The following is an 18,568-nucleotide window of genomic DNA, read 5'->3' on the forward strand; positions in this document are numbered from 1 at the left end:
ACAGTCGCACATCACGCCCGACCGATTACTCGGCGGAGAAACGCAGAGAGACGCCGCCGAACCGTCCGTCGCGTCGGTCTCCGGGACGGAAGCGTCGGCGTCCGCCGCCCGTTCCACGATTGCGCCTTTCTACAAAACCTAAATGCCCGGGTAACGGACCGACGAGGTAATGAACGGCAATCGATTCGGCCGACTCTTCCAGGTCACCACCTACGGCGAGAGTCACGGCGACGCCATGGGAGTGACCGTCTCGGGGTGTCCGGCCGGGCTGGAACTCGACGAGGACGACGTACAGAAGGAACTCGACCGGCGGAAACCGGGTCAGTCGATGATAACCACCTCCCGCGGCGAACCCGACGCCGTCGTCATCAACTCGGGGACGCAGGACGGGTACACGACGGGGACGCCCATCGGGATGGTCATCGAGAACAAGGACGCCCGGTCCGGCAAGTACGAACCGTACGTCACCGCGCCGCGCCCGAGTCACGGTGACTTCACCTACTCCGCGAAGTTCGGGACGCGGAACTGGGGCGGCGGCGGTCGGTCCTCCGCCCGGGAGACGGTGAACTGGGTCGCCGCGGGCGCGATAGCGCAGAAGATTCTCGCCGAACACGGCGTCGAGGTGAAAGCGCACGTCAACCAGATAGGCGACGTGGAAGCGCCGCCGGTCACGTTCGAGGAGATGCTCGAACACGCGGAGGAGAACGACGTTCGCTGCGCCCACCCCGAGACGGCCGAGCGGATGATGGAGAAGATAGAGGAGTACCAGAAGGAAGGCGACTCCATCGGCGGGTCCGTCTACTTCGAGGCCAGAGGTGTCCCGCGCGGACTCGGCGCGCCGCGGTTCGACTCGTTCCCCGCGCGACTCGGACAGGCGATGCTCGCCGTCCCGGCGACGACGGGCTTCGAGTACGGACTCGGCCGCGAGGCCCGCGAGTGGACCGGGAAGGACAGAAACGAGGACTGGGAGTTCGGAGAGGACGGCGACCCCACCCCCGTCGGCAACAAACACGGCGGCCTGCAGGGCGGCATCACCACCGGCCAACCCATCTACGGCGAGGTGTCGTTCCACGCGCCCACGTCCATCCCGAAGGAGCAGAAGACGGTAGACTGGGAGACGGGCGAGGAGAAGGACATCCAAGTCGTCGGCCGCCACGACCCGGTTCTGCCGCCGCGGGCCGTCCCGGTGGTCGAGGCGATGTTGAACCTCACCGTCGTGGACTTCATGCTCCTCTCGGGCCGCATCAACCCCGACCGGATGGACGACGAACCCGGCGAGTACGACACCGACTACCACCCGAGCAGTCCGCGCGACGAGTAGCCGACTCGGACCCTCTTTCGGCCGGAGAACTTACCCACTTTCGGGTAGTAACTGCCGCCTGTACCTCGGAATCGACCAGACGAACGTCCACTTTCCGAGGAAATTAGGGTGGTTCATGTAGACATATTAGGACTATCATTATCTTTCCTTGTTATTCCATAGCAAAGGCTTTAATCGCCTCGTAGCGAAAGTTTTCGGTAGTGGCCCACGCGGGCCGTGAGCTCAACATATGACTGACCACGAACTCATCTGGCGAATCGCAGGCGGTTCTGGGGACGGCATCGCCTCGACGAGCCAGAACTTCGCGAAGGCCCTGATGCGGTCGGGGCTCCACGTATTCACGCACCGCCACTATCCGTCGCGCATCCGCGGCGGTCACACGTACACGGAAGTACGAGTCTCCGACGAGCCCGTTCGGTCTCGCGGAGACGGCTACAACTTCCTCCTCGCGCTGGGCGACTCCTTCGCTCGGAACCCGCAGGAGAACGCCTACTACGGCAACGAGGAGGTAAAACCGCTCTCGGAGAACCTCGACGAACTCCGAGAGGGCGGCGTCATCATCTACGACTCCGGTCTGCTCGACGCCTCCGAGATAGAGGACTTCGACGAACGGGTCGAAGAGAACGACTGGCACGTCTACGACATCGACCTGCGCACCATCGCGCGCGAACACGGGCGCGAGGTCATGCGTAACACGGCCGGAGTCGCCGTCACGTGCGCCATCGCGGACATCGAACCGCACGTCATCAAGGACCTGATGGCGGACGCGATGCCCGAGAAGATCCTCGAACCGAACATGACCGTGTTCGACGACGCGTACGAACTCGTCCAAGAGGAGTACGACGTCGACGCGCCGGACATTTCGGTTCCGGAGAGCGAACACGACGAGGAGCAGGTGCTCCTCTCGGGGTCGGACGCCATCGCCTACGGCGCACTCGACGAAGGGTGCCGCTTCATCGCGGGCTACCCGATGACGCCGTGGACGGAAGTGTTCACCATCATGTCGCAGAACCTTCCGGACGTCGGCGGCATCTCCGAGCAGGTCGAAGACGAGATCGCCGCGGCGGCCCTCGCCATCGGCGCGTCCCACGCGGGCGTGAAGGCCATGTCCGGATCGTCCGGCGGCGGGTTCGCGCTGATGTCCGAACCGCTCGGCCTCGCCGAGATGACCGAGACGCCAGTCGTCCTCGTCGAGGCGATGCGCGCCGGTCCCTCGACCGGGATGCCGACGAAGCCCGAGCAGGGCGACCTCGAACACGTCCTGTACACGTCGCAGGGCGACTCCCACCGCGTGGTGTTCGCGCCCGCGGACGCCGAGGAGGCGTACAGGCAGACGCGACGCGCGTTCCAGATCGCGTACGAGTACCAGATTCCGTCCATCGTCCTGTACGACCAGAAGAACGGCGGCGAACTGCGGAACGTTCCCGCCAGCGTCTTCGACGAGGAGCCGAATCCGGACCTCGGTTCGATCCTGACGGAAGCGGAACTGGAGGACGCGCCCCACGACGCCTCGGGCAAGTTCAACCGCTTCCAGTACGACGGCGAGAACGCGGTCAGTCCGCGTTCCATCCCCGGCCAGAAGGAGGGCCGCTACCTCGCGACGGGTAACGAGCACATGCCCGCCGGACACATCTCGGAGGACCCGGACAACCGCGTCCACCAGATGGGTCGCCGGATGCGGAAGCTCGACAACATCCGCGCCGAACTCGACAGCGAGGAGGAGAGCGCGAACACCCACTACGGCCCCGAGGAGGCCGAGTACGGCATCATGACGTTCGGCTCCCAGCAGGGGACCGTCGAGGAGGCCGTCGACCGACTCAACGAACAGGGTCACTCGGTCAAGGCGCTCGGCGTCTCCGAGTTGGCTCCGTACCCGGTCGACCAGGTCAGCGAGTTCTTAGAGAGCGTCGACGAGTGTCTCGTCGTCGAGATGAACGCCTCGGCGCAGTTCCGCGGCCTCACGCAGAAGGAGACCGGTCGCTTCGGCGAGAAGCTGTCGAGCCTCCTGAAGTTCAACGGCAACCCCTTCGAACCCGACGAGATCGTCAGCGGGTTCATCACGAGCATCGTCGAGGACGGAGAGATCTCCGGCCACGAGACCAAATACGTCCCTGCAGCGGGTGACTAACCAATGAGTGCATTCAGCGCAATCGGTGAGGAACAAGAGAGAGACCGAAACGAGTACACGCCCGGCGTCGAACCCCAGCCGACGTGGTGTCCGGGGTGCGGCGACTTCGGGGTCCTGAAGGCCCTGAAGGGTGCCGCGGCGGAACTCGGCCTCTCGCCCGAGGAGATGCTCGTCTGCACGGGCATCGGGTGCTCGGGCAAGTTGAACAGCTACTTCGAGAGCTACGGATTCCACACCATCCACGGACGCGAACTGCCAATCGCCCGCGCCGCGAAGATGGCGAACGACGGCCTGACCGTCATTGCCGCGGGCGGCGACGGCGACAACTACGGTATCGGTGGGAATCACTTCATGCACACGGCGCGTGAGAACCACGACCTCACGCACATCGTGTTCAACAACGAGATATTCGGCCTCACGAAGGGACAGACGTCCCCCACGTCGCCGAAGGGCCACAAGTCCAAGACCCAGCCTCACGGCTCGGCGAAGGACCCCATCCGCCCGCTCTCGATGTCCCTGAACGCGGGCTCCTCGTACATCGCCCGCACCGCGGCCGTCAACCCGAACCAGGCGAAGGAGATAATCGTCGAAGCCATCGAGCACGACGGCTTCAGCCACGTGGACTTCCTCACGCAGTGTCCGACGTGGAACAAGGACGCGAAGCAGTACGTCCCGTACATCGACATCAACGAGTCCGAGGACTACGACATCGACGTCCACGACCGGCGGTCCGCCTCCGAGATGATGTACGAGACGGAGAACGCGCTTCACGAGGGAACCGTCCTCACCGGCCGGTACTACATCGACGACGAGCGACTCTCCTACCAGCAGGAGAAGAAACGCATCGGCGAGATGCCCGAAGAACCGCTGGCGGAGCGGTACTTCGACGAGGACCACGAGTGGGAGCGCTCCCACGACATGTGGCTCGACAAGCACAAGTAACGGTCGGCTCGCGGCCCAGACGCCCTTCGCGCGGCGTTTTCCGTCGGATGGAGAACCGTTTTCGCATTCGCAACATATTTTTTCCGTGGAGCAAAAGCTACCTCCATGGAAGCCACGTCTACGCAGGGGCGCATCCTCGCCGTCTTGGAGGACGACGCACAGGCGTCGTACGCCGAGATAGCGGACAGGGCGGGCGTCTCGAAACCCACGGTTCGGAAGTACATCCAGCAGCTCGAAGAGGAGGGCGTCATCGTCGGCTACTCCGCCGACGTGGACCCGAAGAAGCTCTCCGGGCAGTCCATCGCTCTCGTCGGCATCGACGTCTCCTCGGACAGCTACGTCGAGGCGACGCGGGAACTGAAGGAGTTAGAGTCGGTGGACGCCCTCTACACCTCCTCCGGGGACCACATGCTCATGGCGGAGGTCCGGGCCGCCGACGGCGACGCCCTCGGCGACGTCATCTCCGAGTCGATACTCGACATCGACGGCGTCACCGCCGCCCACCCGTCGTTCCTGCAGGAGCGACTGAAGTGAGGATTCGACGCCCGCGTCCTCCGGTCTGATTCTCTCGCGGGTGCGCCCACTCGTCTCTCGCCGACCGCCGACCCGATAGCGGACGCTCCCCGACGGCGACCGGTCGGCGCGAACCACTTTCACTCCGCTTTGGGAACGCTCAGTACCCTCCGGTACCCACGTGGTGGTGATGGCGGGGGAGACGCTTCCGGGTGTGGACGACGGCGACGAGTCGGGAGCGCCGCGTATCGTCCTCCACGTCGATATGGACTGCTTCTACGCCTCCTGCGAACGCCTCCGCGAACCCGAACTCCGCGGCGAACCCGTCGTCGTCGGGATGGGCTACGAGTCCGGCGAGACGTTCGGCGCGGTGGCGACGGCGAGCTACGAGGCGCGGGAGTACGGCGTCGAGAGCGCGCAACCCATCTCGCAGGCCCTCGACCGCCTGCCGCGCGTCGAGACGGCCGAGGACCCCTCGGAGGCGGGGTACTACCGACCCGTGGACATCGAGTACTACAAGTCCGTCGCGGCGGAGGTCAAGGAGATTCTCCACGACTGCGCCGACGTGGTTCGGGAGGTGAGCATCGACGAGGCGTACCTCGACGTGACCGACAGAACGTCGTGGGAGACGACGCCCGACGGCGACCGAACGCTCGCGGAGGGGTTCGCCCGCCACGTGAAACAGCGAATCGACAGGGAGGTGGGCGTCACCGCCAGCGTCGGCGTCGCGCCCAACATGTCCGCCGCGAAGGTGGCCAGCGACTACAACAAGCCGAACGGACTCGTGGTCGTCCGCCCCGGCGAGGTACGCTCCTTCCTCGCGCCCCTCTCCGTCGAGGAGGTGCACGGCGTCGGGCCGGTCACCGCCCGCGAACTCGGCGAGATGGGCATCGAGACGGCGGGCGAGTTGGCCGCGGCGGACCCCAACGAGGTGGCGTCGAAGTTCGGGTCGCGGGGACGTGAACTCCGCAGTCGCGCCCGCGGCGACGACGACAGGGAGGTGACGCCCGCGGGCCGACCGAAGAGCCTCTCGCGGGAGTCGGCGTTCGCCGAGGCGACGACGGACGCCGAGAAGAAACGCGAGGTGGTGTCCGCACTCGCGGCGGACGTGGCCGAACGCGCCCGGAGTCGCGGCGCGATGTACCGCACCATCGGCATCAAGGTGGTCCTCCCGCCGTACGACGTGAACACGCGCGAACGGTCGCTGTCGGGGCCGGTGGACGAACCGCCCCTCGTCGAGGACGTCGCCCTCGACCTCCTCTCGGAGTTCGACGACGAGGCGGCGCGGAAGGTGGGCGTCCGCGTCTCGAACCTCTCGTTCGCCGACGCCGACCAGTCGAGCCTCGACGGGTGGGAAGCGGCGGGGTCGGAGTCGGCGTCGGCGGAAGCCGAGACGGACGCGGGAACGACCCCCGCGGCGGCGAAGTCCGACGGCGGGACGGCGACGCGCGACTCCGAGGGGTCGCCGACGCTGACCGACTTCGAGGCGGAGGCGGGGTCTCGTTCCGAAGCGGAGTCGGCTGCCGAATCGGAGTCGAAGGCCGCCGGAGACGCCGACGGGCAGGCGTCGTTGGGCCAGTTCGAGTAGCGCTCGCCGGCGTCTGACGGGCGGCGGACGGGAAGGGAGGAACTATGAGGCGCGACGATGACGCGTCGGGTAGATGACGGAGGATACCGAGACGATCACCGTCGCGGACATAAGCGAGGGCGTCGGCGGCAAGGGGGACGCCGAACCCGGGACCGAGGTGGACCTCCCCGTCGTGGACATCCTCACGGGCCGCGGGTTCGTGACCGGGAAGTCCGGGTCCGGGAAGTCGAACACCGCGTCGGTGATAATCGAGAAACTGCTGTCGAACAACTTCCCGGTCCTCATCGTGGACACCGACGGGGAGTACTACGGCCTCAAAGAGCAGTTCGAGTTGCTCCACGCCGGCGCGGACGACGAGTGCGACATCCAGGTCAGTTCGGAGCACGCAGAGAAGATAGCGGGGTTGGCACTCGAACAGAACGTGCCCATCATCCTCGACGTGTCGGGCTACCTCGACGAGGGCGACGCGCAGGAACTTGTCACCGAGGTGGCGAAGAACCTCTTCGCGAAGGAGAAGAAACTGAAGAAGCCGTTCCTGATGCTCGTCGAGGAGTGCCACGAGTACATCCCCGAGGGCGGCGGCATGGACGAGGCCGGGAAGATGCTCATCAAGATAGGCAAGCGGGGCCGAAAACACGGCCTCGGCATCGTCGGCATCAGCCAACGCCCCGCCGACGTGAAGAAGGACTTCATCACCCAGTGCGACTGGCTCGTCTGGCACCGACTCACGTGGCAGAACGACACGAAGGTCGTCGGGCGAATCTTGGGCTCTGAGTACTCCGACGCCATCGAGGAGATGGGCAACGGCGAGGGCTTCCTCGTCACGGACTGGTCGGAGTCGATCCGCCGCGTCCAGTTCAGGAAGAAACAGACGTTCGACGCGGGGGCGACGCCCGGACTCGACGACTTCGAACGCCCCGACCTGAAGTCCGTGGACGGCAACCTCGTCTCCGAACTGCAGAACATCTCCGACGAGAAGGCGCGCCGGGAGAGCCGGATCGCCGAACTCAGACAGGAGTTGGACAAGAAGGAGGCGAGAATCCGCGAACTGGAGCGAGAGTTAGAGGAGGCTCGGGACCTCTCGAACATGGCCGACCAGTTCGCGCAGGCGATGTTCCGGAAGGCGGAGGCCCCGTACCGCGGCGGAGAGGGACGCAACCTGAAGCGACCGACGGAGAAACAGGCCGCACTCGGCGAGTACGACGAGGCGGACGACGCGGCGACGGACGCCTCCGCGACGGGCGACGCGCCCACGCCCGCGGACGGTGACGAGGCGGCCCCCGCGGACGACGCGGTGGACGGCGAGGCGGTGGACGCCGCGGTCACCTCGGCGGCCGCCGGCGCGTACCCCGGGCTCGACGTCGCGGCGACGGACGCCGCCGGCGAGGAGTTCGACGTCGAACCCGAACGCGCCCACGAGAACCTCGCGGGCCTGACCGGGCGGGAGGACGTGATAGAGCGACTGCGAAACGTCGTCCGGTCGATGCACCCCGTCTCCCGTCGGATGCTCGCGTTCTACCGCGAGGTGGACGCCTGCGACCCGGTGGACGCCCACGTCGCGGCCGGGCAGGTGGGCGACAAACACCTCGCATACGGGCGGAACGCCCCCCTCCGACGCGCCGGGTTCGTCGAACACGTCGGCCGCGGGCGGTACGCCTACGCGCTACCGGATCTCGTCCGCGAGGAGTTCGCCGACCGCTTGGACGAGGGCGAACTCCGGGAGGTGGTCTCCGCCGTCGAACGGTCGTTCGTCCCGACGATGGTGGACGAGGAGGAGAGCGACCCGGCCGACGGCGAGGACGCCGACGCGGAAGTCGAAGCTGACGACTGAGCCGCGGTCGAATCGAGGGCGACCGACGACCGAATCGTCGCTGCCGGCGTCGAAGCCGACCGCGGGCGGAGAAGGGTTCAAACGCCGGTCGAGACATCCACGGTCCTGTCCGCTCGGACGGTCACGTCGCACCCGGCGTACCGGAAGGTAATCTCCCCGTTCGCGTCCGGTGCGGAAAAGAGCGCGTTCAAGGCGTCGGGGTCCACCGCCCAGTACAACGGCGGCAGCTCGACCGCCGGCACGTCCGTGGCGGCACTGACCGCTTCGACGACGGCGCGCATCGTCGCCCCCGCGTTCGTCCCTGACTTGTTCAAATTCTCTGATTCCGATACGTCATCTCGCTGCATCTACCATGACATAAGCGTTCGTCAGACGTTGAATTCTGCCCGAAGGCGAGGGGATTATACGTCCGGTGTCCGCTCGGGACGCCCGCGAGTCGCCCGAAAGCGCCTCGACCGAGGGCGGTTCGCGTCCGATTACAGCGGTTCGACGAGGTCTTCGAGGGCCGCGCGCGGGTCGTCGGCCTTGGCGACGCCGGAGGCGAGCAAGATGCCCGTCGCGCCGAGATCGCCGGCGGCCTCGACGTCGTCGCCCGAGGAGATGCCCGCGCCGCAGAACACCTCGACGTTCTCGTCGACGCTCTCGGCCGCCTCGACGGCGTCCTCGACGATATCGGGGTCGGCGGTGGCGACGGAGACGTCGCCGCCGATGAGTTCCGGCGGTTCGACCGCGACGGAGTCGGGACCGAGGGCCGCGGCGGCACCGATCTGAGCCGGGTTGTTCGCACAGACGCAGGTTTCGAGTCCGGCGCGTTCGGCGGCGCGGACGGACCCGTCGATGTCGGCGAGTTTGAGTCGCTTCTCGGAGTGGTTGATGAGGGTTCCTTCGGCACCGGCCTCGGCCACCGCCTCGGCGAGGGTGCTTCCGGTGTGGCTTCCGTGGCCGTTGGGGTCCACGTGCTGTGCCCACGTTTCGACGCCCGTCTCGGCGACGCGGGCGATGTCGGCGGCCTGCGGGGAGACGGCGATGCGGACGCCGGACTCCTCGGACACCTCGCGGGCCGCGGTCGCTACTTCGATGGGGTCGCACGGGTACGCCTTGAGATTGACGAGGATGAACACGCGTTCGTGTCGGGTCTCCGCCGAGAAATAGGTTAATCTTCGGCGTCGGTTCCGCGGAACTTCTCTCGAACGGGAAGTCGATCGGAGAGACGAGGAAAGCGGGTTACTGGACCAACTTGAACTCGACACGATGTCGGTCGCCGCACTCCTCCCGGTGCGTCTCCCGAACGTCGAGAACGTCGTCCAACTCGCCCACCTCTCGCCGGAGACCGCACTCGATGCACGTCACTGTGTACGTCATCTTACTCGTCTCGGTCGGTGCCCCCTCGGGTCACTTAGGATGCCGCGTTCACTCGGAAGATCAACAGCCGTCGGTTACCCGAAACGACTCGGCCGGAGGCGTCGCACGGGTAGCGCCACCGCTGGAGGGAGTCGGTGTCCAAAGAACGCGTCGAATCGGGGCGTCGCGGTCCGCTCAGTCCTTGCGCTTGACCACGTCGCCGAGCGTCGTCGTCGTGGAGGAACCGCCCGACCACTCCTCCTCGTCGTCGTCCGCGCCTTCGACGAGGGAGATGTCGAGTTTCTTCTCCAGTTTCTTCCGGACGGAGTCCGGGGGGAGGATGTCGCCGCGTTCGAGTTTGCGGATGAGGCTCGCCTTCTCGTTGAGCGACTGCGCGAGGTCCTCCTGACTGAGGCCGCGTCCCTCGCGGGCCTCGCGGATCCGGTCGTCGTAGTCCGCCGCGATTTCGTCCATGTCGTCGAACATGTCCCGGCGTCGGCGCTTCGACCCGCCGGAACTGCCTCCGGTTCCGCCGGAGGAACTCGACGAGGACGAGGACGAAGAACTCGACGTGGAGTACTTCGTCGAGGCCGACGAGGAACTCGACTCAGTGCGGACCTCGGTACCGAACTCGGCGCAGTCGTCACAGAGTTCGAGTTCGGCCCCTTCAACCTTGACCGTCTTCAGCGACGGTCGCTCCTTGCCGCACATCTCGCATTGGGGCATACCATCTCATAGCCGAGGGCGCGATATAAAAGGCACGACGCGAAGTAGTCGGATTCGTCAGGTGAGGTCGCTCATCGCGCCCCAGAACCGCTGGAGCGCGGTGAAGTGGCCGATGACCGCGAAGAAACCCAGCAGTAGTTCGACGGGGTGGAAGCCGAGGAGGCTCTGGACCGCCGCGGCGACGAACGCGACGATACCGATGAGCGCCAACCGGTCGGCGCGGCCGACGAGGCCGCCGTACTCTCTGCCCAGCCCGACGGCCTGAATCTGCGTCCCGAGGTAGGAGGTCATCAGGACGCCCGTGACTGCGGCGAGGCCGAGGGCCCACGACCCGACGCCCGCCGCGAGGCCGACGAGCATGGCGATGTCGGCGTACCGGTCGAGGACGTGGTCCAACAGGTCGCCGCCCTCGCTGGCGACGCCCTGCGCCCGCGCGAGTGCGCCGTCGACGAGGTCCAACCAGCCGTTGAGGAAGACGAACACGCCGCCGAGGGCGTACCAGACGGGGTCGGCGGCCGCGAACGCGCCGCCGGCGGCGACGGCGAACCCGAACGCGACGACGCTCACGCCGTCCGGCGAGAGGCCGAGGCGGTCGGCGACGCTGACGAAGGGGTCGAGCAGTCGGTCCGCGACGGAGCGGTACTGGTCGAGCGTCATAGGTAGTCGATGAAGTCGACGGTGCCGACGCGCGGGTCCGTCTCACCTTCGACGGCGGCGACGACGTCCTCGGCGACGGCTTCGGGGTCCCGGTCGGTCGTGTCTATCTCGTAGACGGCGTCCTCGCCGAACCGCTCGACGGTCTCCGCGAGAACCACGTCGAGCGCTTCGCTCTCCGCATTTTCGCGCGCCTTCGCCTCGGTCTCGCCCCGGTCGAGCAGTCGGCGTTCCAGTTCCTCGGGGTGACAGCGCAGGACGACGGCCGCCTCGGCGTCGAAGTGGTGCGCGAGGTGGGATTCGAGGACGCCGTCCCACTCGCCCAACCACTCGGCGACGGCGTCCAAGTCGGTCACGAGCGAATCCCGTTCGGCGTCGCGTTCGGTGAACAGTTTCTCCTCGCGGATGGCGTCGTTGAGGTGGATCACGTCCAGCCCGGTTCTGTCGGCGACTGCCTCGCTGACCGTCGTCTTCCCGGTTCCGGGCGTGCCGGTGAGTGCGACGCGCGTCACGCCCGCGTCCCCTCCGCGGCGACGTCGGCGACGACGTCGTTCAGCACTTCCACGGCCCGTCTCGTCTCCTCGCGCGTCCCACAGGAGACGCGGACGCACTCCGGCAGGCCGAAACTGGAGGTGTCGCGGACGATGACGCCGCGGCGTTGCGCCGCCTCCGCGACGGCCGTCCCGTCGCCGACTTCCACGAGGACGAAGTTGCCGCCGGAGGGCCACGTCCGCGCGTCGAGTTCGTCGCGGTAGTACTCTCGCGCCCACGCCGCCGTCTCGACCGACTCCTCGACGTGTTTCTCGTCGTCGAGGGCGGCGAGGGCGGCTCGGCAGGCGATTTCGTTCGCGGCGAAGGGCGTGTTCACCCGCGCGTAGGCGTCGCCCCACGCCTCGGGGACGACGGCGTACCCGATGCGCAGGCCGGCGAGGCCGTACGCCTTCGAGAACGTGCGCGTCACCGCGAGGTTGTCGTACTCCGAGAGGAGTTCGACCGCCGACGGTTCCGCCGAGTACTCGCCGTACGCCTCGTCCGCGACGACGAGGGTGCGGTCTTCGACCGATTCGAGCAGTTCGACTATCTCGTCGCGGGCCATCACCGACCCCGTGGGGTTGTGCGGCGTCGTGACGTAGACGATTCGCTCGTCGTCGTACGCGTCGAGGACTCCGGCGGCCGTCTGCGCGAAGTCGTCGTCCTTTGAGACGGCGTACTCGGCGGCGTCGCCGTGGTGGTACCGCGCCGACATCGAGTAGTAGGCGAACCCCGGCGTCGGCACCAACACGCGGTCGTCCGGTTCGAGAAACGCCCGCGAGAGGTAATCGAGCGCGCCGTCCGCGCCCGGTCCGACCCACACCTGTTCGGGCGAGACGTCCCACTTCGCCGCCAGTCGCTCCGTGAGGTCCGTGTGCGACGTCTTCGGGTAGACGTTCACGTCGGGGGCGGCGTCCTCCACCGCGGCCACCGCCGCCGGCGACGGCCCGTGGGGGTTCTCGTTCGACGACAGCTTCGTCAACTCGTCGGGGTCCAACCCGAGTTCGCGGGCCACCTCCTCGGTCCCGCGCCCGGGTACGTACGCCTCGTGCGCGGAGAGGTCCCTCGGCATCATATGGTCGAACGATACTCCCGGCGGTTCTTAAGGGTGCTTACACCGGACGGCGGCGGCCTACCCGCCGCGGTAGGACGCGGGGACGTACTGGTCGAACTGCGGGTCCGAAGACAGGGCGTCGGGGAGGAAAAGCGGGTCGCCGCCCGGCCGGAACTCCCGAATCAGTCGCTGTCCGGTCGGACCGGTGAGGAAGCCGACGTACAGCATGGCGAGTTCGTACCGGACGTCGCGCTTCGCGGGGTTGACCGGGATGACGCCGTACTCGTTCAGGAGGAGTTCCGACCCGCCGCCGAGGGGCCCCTCGACGAACGCGTCGAGTCCTATCTCCTCCCGGAAGACGCGGTACGTCCCCCGGTCGGTCAGGGTGTACGCGCCGCGCCGCCCCGCCTGCCGGAGGGTGTCGCCCATGCCGTCGCCCGTCGCCTGGTGCCACCGGCCGCCCGGCGCGGCGTCTGCGCGTCTCCAAATCGCTCGTTCGCGGCGGTGGGTCCCCGACTCGTCGCCGCGGGAGAGGAACAGCGACTCCGCGCGGGCGATTCGCTCGAACGCCGCGACGGGGTCGGAGACGGCCGAGACTCCGGCGGGGTCGTCGGGGGGCCCGACGACGAGGAAGTCGTTGTGCATCAGCGACCGGCGGTTGACCCCGAACCCCTCCTTCAGGAACTCGTCCTCCGCCCCGCGGGCGTGGACGAGAACGGCGTCGGCGTCGCCGTCGCGTCCCCTCCTGAGCGACGCGCCCGTCCCGAGGGAGAGCACCTTCACCCGCAGGCCGAACCGCTCTCGGAGGGCCGGGTGGAGGGCGTCCAACAGTCCGGTGTCGTACGCCGTCGTCGCGGTGGCGAGCGTCAGCGTCCGCGTCTCCGCGCCCGCCGCCTCCGCCGTCGAAGTCGACCCGACCGAGGCGGCGTTCGACCGACTTCCCTCCCTCTCCCCGCTTAGACACCCCGCCCCGGCGACGAGTCCGGTCGCCCCGAGTGCTTCCAGATAGCGGCGTCGGCGCATACGACGACGTGCGTCGGCGGAGACAAGTGCATTTGGTTTCGAACGGAGAGCATCGTAACCAGATTCGGTTTCGTCGGCGGACGACCCCCGTCGGGACGACGCTCAGTACAGTCGGTCTATCGCCAGACCGGCGACGAGGAGGACGAGGACGCCCGGGAGGACGGCGAGTCCCACGTCCACGGGGTAGCCGAGGTTCCACGCGAGGACGACCGCTTGGACGTACGTGAGGAACGCCGACAGGAGGAGTCCGAACGCCGGCGGGACGTCCTCGCTCCCGGCGACGGAGGAGATGCCGCGGACGAACAGCACCGACCCGAGTCCGACGACCGGTAAGAGGAGGACGCCGACGAGGGGCGAGGCGAAGTTGTCGGGGTCGCCGGCCGCGCCGAAGTGGATGGCGAACCGGTCGGGAAGCGACGGGAGGAGGGCGAGGCCGATGACGGCGCTACCGACGAGGAGGGCGACGCTGAGTGCGTCGTACTGGCGGGCGTTCATGTTCGCCGGTACGCCGCGTGAGATGTTTAGTTCTTTGTCACGACTGTCACTCGGAGCGGATCCTACGGGACGCGCACGTCGTGTTCGAGGACGCCGACGCCCTCGACTTCGACTTCGACGGTGTCGCCGTCCGAGAGGGGGCCCACGCCCTCGGGCGTCCCCGTCGAGATGACGTCGCCCGGTTCGAGCGTCACGTACGTTGTAATCTCCGCGATAAGTTCGGGAATCGAGAAGATGAACGCGTCGATGGAGGAGTCCTGTTTCGTCTCGCCGTTCACCCGGAGTTCGATGCTGGCGTCGTCGGGCACCTCGTCGGGCGTGGCGAGGACCGGGCCGAGGGGTGCGCTGTTGTCGAACGCCTTCCCGCGAATCCAGTTCTGCTCTTCACTCTGGTCGTCGCGGTTCGAGATGTCGTTCATGCAGGTGAAGCCCGCCACGTACTCCATCGCCTCCTCCTCGGAGACGTTGCGGCACTGTTCGCCGATTACGACGGCCAACTCCGCCTCCCACTCGACGCGTTCCTTCCCGGCGGGGAGGGTCACGGTGTCGCCGTGGGACGAAAGCGCGTTCGGCGGCTTGAGGAAGAGTAGCGGTCGGTCCGGAACGTCCTCGTTTCGCTCCTCGGCGTGTTTCGCGTAGTTCCGCCCGATGCAGACTATCTTCGTCGGGTCGCACGGCGGCAGGACGTCCACCTCGTCGAGGGCGTACGTCTCGCCGCCGAAGGAGACGCGGTCACCGGACTCCGTCTGATCGCCCGCCGAGGTTCCCTCGGCGATATCGCCGTGCCACTCGCCGCGTCGGACCGACCCCGCGGGGTCGCGGAAGCGTACCTGATGCATACCCGGTGCGTCTCCGCCCCTCCGCTTCGTTCTTTCCCTCCCGGAAATCTCCCTCACTGACCGGACGACGGCGGCGTTGGCAGTTTGGGTATCAACCACGAGAGGAACGCGTCCGCGCTTCGGGTCTGAAGCCACACCCTGCCGTCGCCGCGGAACTCGCAGACGAGTCCCTCTCCGCTCAGGACGGTGGACTTCAGGCCGCCGACGCGACGCACGGTGAAGTCCACGGACTCCTCGAAGGCGACGACGTGGCCCGTATCGACGACGAACGGATCCGCCGCGCCGACGTCTACCTCCTCTATGGCCCCGTAACTCGACAGGAACGCCGGCCCCGACCCTGTGACCTTCAGGAGGAACAGGCCCTCGCCGCCGAAGAACGACCGCGACCCGCCGAACTTCGTGTCCACGTCGAGGGCGGTGTCGCCCGCGAGGTACGACCCGGACTGGACGTACACCGTCTCGCCGTCCAGTTCGACGTGCGTCACGTCGCCGGGGAGGGGCGGCGCGAAGGACACCTCGCCCGCCTCCGCCGCGCGGAACGTGTTCTGGAAGAAGCTCTCGCCGCCGAACGACCGGCGAATCGACTTCAGAAAGCCCCCGGTCGCGTTCGTCTCCATCTCGACGCTCGCGTCGTGAGAGACCATCGCGCCGCCCTCCGCCCGTATCTCCTCGCCCGCCGAGAGCGAGACGGTCAGAAGCGAGTCGGACGGCTGGTGGGTGATATCGTACTCCATACTCGTCCGTCGCCGCGCCGTCGGAAGAACGTAATTCGGCGCGAGAGAGAACGTCTCGAACGGAAGAACGAACCGGTACGACCGGTCCGTTCGCCGCCGGTTCAGAAGTCGAAGCGGAGGTACGACGTTCCGTGCCGGTAGTTGTACGCCTCGACGACGAACCCCGCCGCGGCGAGGGCGGTGAAAACTAACAGAACGACGCCGGCGGCGTCGGAAATCAGGTACCACAGTCCGAACAGGAGGACGCCGTACGCCGCGGAGACGAGGTTGAAGGCGGGGTGCGAGCGAACGGCGTCGAACGCACTCGCGCCGAGGTACAGGACCGTAACGACGGCCAGTACGACTGCAAGCGGCGGAAGCGGCACGGACGCGACGAACAGGGACACTACGACGGCGAACGCGAGTGCGACGACTGCGCGGTAGCGACTGATTCCGCTCCCGAACGCGATGGAGGGCGACATACCCGACGGAACGTCCAGTTCGCGGATATGTCTACCGTCCTCGGCGGTGCGGCGTTCGGCATCTTTTATGGCACTGTCGTGAGTAGTTCTCGCCGACTCATGACGATGGAACTCACTTGGCACGGACACTCCACGTGGCACGTCGACGTAGACGGGACCACCTTCCTCATCGACCCGTTCTTCGACAACCCGTTCACGGACCTCGAACCCGAGGACGTGGAGACGCCGGACTACCTCCTCCTGACGCACGGCCACGCCGACCACATCGCCGACGCCGGCGCGTTCACCGACGCGACGCTGGTCGCCGTGCCGGAGATGACGGCGTTCATGCAGGACGAACACGGCTTCGAGGACGCTATCGGCATGAACCTCGGCGGCACCACCGAGTGCGGCGACGCGTTCGTGACGATGCACCGCGCGGACCACACGAACGGCCTCAACACGAGTTACGAGAACGACATCGGCGTGCCCGCCGGGTTCGTCATCAGCGACGAGAAGCCGTCGCAGGACGAGGACGACGGCGCGACGGCGTTCTACCACGCCGGCGACACGGCGCTCATGTCGGAGATGATAGACGTCATCGCGCCGTTCCTGCAACCCGACGCCGCCGCCCTGCCGTGCGGCGACCACTACACGATGGGTCCGTGGCAGGCCGCCGTCGCCGCCGACTGGTTGGGCGTGGACCACGTGTTCCCGATGCACTACGACACGTTCCCGCCCATCGAAATCGACGTCGACGACTTCGTCGACGAGGTGGAGAAGACGGGGACGGACGCCGACGTCCACATCCTCGACGGCGACGAGTCGTTCACGCTGGAGTGACGCGCCCGCGACGGGCCGAGACGGTCACCTCCCGCGTCCCGTGACCGTCGGTTCAGACGTAATTTCTTCGACACGCTCGGCTTCGAATCGAGCGACGGAGGCACCCTCCGAGAGCGAGTTTGAGCAACCTTTAGGGCGACGGCACCCGAGTGTACGAACGCAATGAGCGACATCCAAACTTCCACCGTCAGCGAGGAAGGCTTCGCGTCCACGAGTCAGGTCGGCGACTTCGAACTCACCATCGACGCCACGAACGAAGACGGCCCTGACCCGAATCAGGTCCTCGTCGCGGACTACGCGTCCTGTTTCCTGCCCGCGTTCCGCGTCGGCGGCCAGCAGACGGGCCACGACGACCTCGGTAAGGTTCAGATCGACGCCGACGCCGACCTGAACGACGACGACGACCTCGAACGCATCAGCTTCGCCATCCACGTCGAGGCGAACCTCGACGACGGCGAGTTCGACGAAATCGTCGACCGCGCCGAGGGCATCTGCCACGTCCACGCGGCCCTCCGCGAGGAGCTCCACGCGGACATCGAGGTCCACGGCGGCGCGTTCTGAGGACGACGAGTCGCACACCCCGACTTTTTTCAAACGAGGTTACCCGCGGTCGCTCTCACCCGGTAGCCGTCGGTGCCGTTATCGGTCGGCGCGCGCTCTGCGCCGCGCGGGTCGAACGGCAGAAGGAGGGCCGTTCAGCGGCGGTGGTACGCCCGGTAACTCATCGCCTCACCGTCTACGATGACGACCTCTCGCTCCTCGGGGTCGCTGAGGTCGGCTTCTTCGATCTCGTCGTTCGACAGGTACGGTCCGTGGGGTTCTTGCACGTCTTCGTCGAAGACGTACGGGCTGTTCGGCTGTCCTTTCATACTCGGTGGTAGCGCACTCGACGATATAAATCTTTGTCAGACATTCCCACGCACTTCGCGTTCGAAAGAACGGTCTCAGTTTCGGGTCAGTCGTCCGCGGCGGCGGGTTCGGCCTCGGATATCTCCGTGCCGAGGAGGTCCAAGAACGCCGCCAACCACTCGGGGTGGTCGGGCCACGCCTGCCCGGTGACGAGGTTCCCGTCCACCGTCACCTCGTCCACCCACGAACACCCCGCCGCCTCGATTTCCGCGCGCACGGCGGGGTAGGCGGTCATCTCGTACCCCTCCAAGACGCCCGCGGCGGCGAGAATCTGCGGGCCGTGACAGAGTGCGGCCACCGGCTTGTCCTCCTCGAAGAAGTGTCGGACGGCGTCGAGAACTTCCTCGTGCGTCCGGAGGTACTCGGGGGCGCGTCCGCCGGGGACGACGAGTGCGTCGTACTCGGCGGGGTCGACGTCGTCGAACGTCGCGTTCAACTCGAAGTCGTGGCCGCGCGACTCGACGTACGTCTGGTCGCCGCGGAAGTCGTGGATAGCCGTCTTCACGGTGTCGCCCGCCTCCTTGTCGGGGCAGACGGCGTCCACCTCGTGTCCGACCATCGTCAGCGCCTGGTACGGCACCATTATCTCGTAGTCCTCCCCGAAGTCGCCGACTATCATCAGGATGTTCTCGGCCATGGTATCACCCAGTTAACAC

Annotated in this window: 22 protein-coding genes; 8 read left to right on the plus strand and 14 right to left on the minus strand. The window is 67.0% G+C overall.

Annotated elements, in window-relative coordinates; translation table 11 throughout:
- The first annotated feature begins 169 nt into the window (after positions 1 to 169).
- From aroC to ACFQEV_RS12580, 6 genes are all read left to right on the plus strand, one after another.
- A complete protein-coding gene (gene aroC / locus ACFQEV_RS12555) occupies positions 170 to 1,321 on the plus strand; it encodes a chorismate synthase (protein WP_379696477.1) in 1,152 nt (383 codons plus the stop codon).
- 229 nt (positions 1,322 to 1,550) lie between these two features.
- On the plus strand, positions 1,551 to 3,449 hold the full coding sequence (locus ACFQEV_RS12560; RefSeq protein WP_379696479.1) for a 2-oxoacid:acceptor oxidoreductase subunit alpha: 1,899 nt from the start codon (positions 1,551 to 1,553) through the stop codon (positions 3,447 to 3,449).
- A 3-nt stretch (positions 3,450 to 3,452) separates the two neighbouring features.
- The gene (locus ACFQEV_RS12565; protein ID WP_379696482.1) at positions 3,453 to 4,391 is read left to right on the plus strand and encodes a thiamine pyrophosphate-dependent enzyme; all 939 of its coding nucleotides are present in this window, start codon (positions 3,453 to 3,455) and stop codon (positions 4,389 to 4,391) included.
- Positions 4,392 to 4,496: 105 nt separating this feature from the next.
- Positions 4,497 to 4,925, plus strand: coding sequence for an HTH-type transcriptional regulator LrpA1 (lrpA1, locus tag ACFQEV_RS12570; RefSeq protein WP_379696485.1), 429 nt, complete (start codon positions 4,497 to 4,499; stop codon positions 4,923 to 4,925).
- Positions 4,926 to 5,094: 169 nt separating this feature from the next.
- Positions 5,095 to 6,492, plus strand: a complete 1,398-nt coding sequence (gene dinB / locus ACFQEV_RS12575; RefSeq protein WP_379696489.1) for a DNA polymerase IV — start codon at positions 5,095 to 5,097, stop codon at positions 6,490 to 6,492.
- 73 nt (positions 6,493 to 6,565) lie between these two features.
- The gene (locus tag ACFQEV_RS12580; protein ID WP_379696492.1) at positions 6,566 to 8,323 is read left to right on the plus strand and encodes an ATP-binding protein; all 1,758 of its coding nucleotides are present in this window, start codon (positions 6,566 to 6,568) and stop codon (positions 8,321 to 8,323) included.
- 77 nt (positions 8,324 to 8,400) lie between these two features.
- Here ACFQEV_RS12580 and ACFQEV_RS12585 read toward each other — a convergent pair whose 3' ends face one another.
- The 12 genes from ACFQEV_RS12585 to ACFQEV_RS12640 all read right to left on the minus strand — a co-directional run bounded on the left by ACFQEV_RS12585 (position 8,401) and on the right by ACFQEV_RS12640 (position 16,181).
- Positions 8,401 to 8,604, minus strand: coding sequence for a HalOD1 output domain-containing protein (locus ACFQEV_RS12585; protein WP_379696494.1), 204 nt, complete (start codon positions 8,602 to 8,604; stop codon positions 8,401 to 8,403).
- 195 nt (positions 8,605 to 8,799) lie between these two features.
- Positions 8,800 to 9,444 carry a triose-phosphate isomerase gene (tpiA, locus tag ACFQEV_RS12590; protein ID WP_379696497.1) on the minus strand — a complete coding sequence of 215 codons (645 nt, stop codon included), beginning with the start codon at positions 9,442 to 9,444 and terminating at the stop codon, positions 8,800 to 8,802.
- 103 nt (positions 9,445 to 9,547) lie between these two features.
- Positions 9,548 to 9,685, minus strand: coding sequence for a hypothetical protein (locus ACFQEV_RS12595; protein WP_379696500.1), 138 nt, complete (start codon positions 9,683 to 9,685; stop codon positions 9,548 to 9,550).
- Between the two features lie 174 nt (positions 9,686 to 9,859).
- Positions 9,860 to 10,390 (minus strand): multiprotein bridging factor aMBF1, encoded by a 531-nt coding sequence (locus tag ACFQEV_RS12600; RefSeq protein WP_379696503.1) that lies wholly within the window; start codon positions 10,388 to 10,390, stop codon positions 9,860 to 9,862.
- 57 nt (positions 10,391 to 10,447) lie between these two features.
- Positions 10,448 to 11,047: a CDP-alcohol phosphatidyltransferase family protein gene (locus ACFQEV_RS12605; RefSeq protein ID WP_379696506.1), complete on the minus strand. Its 600-nt coding sequence runs from the start codon at positions 11,045 to 11,047 to the stop codon at positions 10,448 to 10,450.
- Positions 11,044 to 11,556 carry an adenylate kinase family protein gene (locus ACFQEV_RS12610; protein ID WP_379696509.1) on the minus strand — a complete coding sequence of 171 codons (513 nt, stop codon included), beginning with the start codon at positions 11,554 to 11,556 and terminating at the stop codon, positions 11,044 to 11,046. The genes ACFQEV_RS12605 and ACFQEV_RS12610 overlap by 4 nt, the downstream gene beginning before the upstream one ends.
- Positions 11,553 to 12,650 (minus strand): histidinol-phosphate transaminase, encoded by a 1,098-nt coding sequence (gene hisC, locus ACFQEV_RS12615; RefSeq protein ID WP_379696511.1) that lies wholly within the window; start codon positions 12,648 to 12,650, stop codon positions 11,553 to 11,555. The genes ACFQEV_RS12610 and hisC overlap by 4 nt, the downstream gene beginning before the upstream one ends.
- Before the next feature lie 57 nt (positions 12,651 to 12,707).
- Positions 12,708 to 13,652 (minus strand): ABC transporter substrate-binding protein, encoded by a 945-nt coding sequence (locus tag ACFQEV_RS12620; RefSeq protein ID WP_379696514.1) that lies wholly within the window; start codon positions 13,650 to 13,652, stop codon positions 12,708 to 12,710.
- 102 nt (positions 13,653 to 13,754) lie between these two features.
- The gene (locus ACFQEV_RS12625) at positions 13,755 to 14,147 is read right to left on the minus strand and encodes a DUF1648 domain-containing protein (protein ID WP_379696516.1); all 393 of its coding nucleotides are present in this window, start codon (positions 14,145 to 14,147) and stop codon (positions 13,755 to 13,757) included.
- Positions 14,148 to 14,209: 62 nt separating this feature from the next.
- On the minus strand, positions 14,210 to 14,986 hold the full coding sequence (locus tag ACFQEV_RS12630; protein WP_379696518.1) for a fumarylacetoacetate hydrolase family protein: 777 nt from the start codon (positions 14,984 to 14,986) through the stop codon (positions 14,210 to 14,212).
- Positions 14,987 to 15,039: 53 nt separating this feature from the next.
- Positions 15,040 to 15,720, minus strand: a complete 681-nt coding sequence (locus tag ACFQEV_RS12635) for a TIGR00266 family protein (protein WP_379696521.1) — start codon at positions 15,718 to 15,720, stop codon at positions 15,040 to 15,042.
- 101 nt (positions 15,721 to 15,821) lie between these two features.
- Positions 15,822 to 16,181: a DUF8064 family membrane protein gene (locus tag ACFQEV_RS12640; RefSeq protein ID WP_379696524.1), complete on the minus strand. Its 360-nt coding sequence runs from the start codon at positions 16,179 to 16,181 to the stop codon at positions 15,822 to 15,824.
- Between the two features lie 105 nt (positions 16,182 to 16,286).
- Between ACFQEV_RS12640 and ACFQEV_RS12645 the strand changes: the two genes are divergently transcribed.
- Together ACFQEV_RS12645 and ACFQEV_RS12650 are read left to right on the plus strand one after the other, a co-directional pair.
- Entirely contained in the window at positions 16,287 to 17,003 is a 717-nt protein-coding gene (locus tag ACFQEV_RS12645; RefSeq protein ID WP_379696527.1) for a metal-dependent hydrolase, read from the plus strand.
- 162 nt (positions 17,004 to 17,165) lie between these two features.
- Positions 17,166 to 17,564: an OsmC family protein gene (locus ACFQEV_RS12650; protein WP_379696530.1), complete on the plus strand. Its 399-nt coding sequence runs from the start codon at positions 17,166 to 17,168 to the stop codon at positions 17,562 to 17,564.
- Between the two features lie 134 nt (positions 17,565 to 17,698).
- On the opposite strand, the gene ACFQEV_RS12655 is transcribed toward ACFQEV_RS12650, so the two are convergent.
- A complete protein-coding gene (locus ACFQEV_RS12655; protein WP_379696533.1) occupies positions 17,699 to 17,872 on the minus strand; it encodes a hypothetical protein in 174 nt (57 codons plus the stop codon).
- Between the two features lie 86 nt (positions 17,873 to 17,958).
- A complete protein-coding gene (locus ACFQEV_RS12660; RefSeq protein ID WP_379696536.1) occupies positions 17,959 to 18,549 on the minus strand; it encodes a DJ-1/PfpI family protein in 591 nt (196 codons plus the stop codon).
- Positions 18,550 to 18,568 lie beyond the last annotated feature (19 nt).

The sequence above is a fragment of the Halopelagius fulvigenes genome, assembly GCF_042662625.1.
Classification (GTDB): Archaea; Halobacteriota; Halobacteria; order Halobacteriales; family Haloferacaceae; genus Halopelagius; species Halopelagius fulvigenes.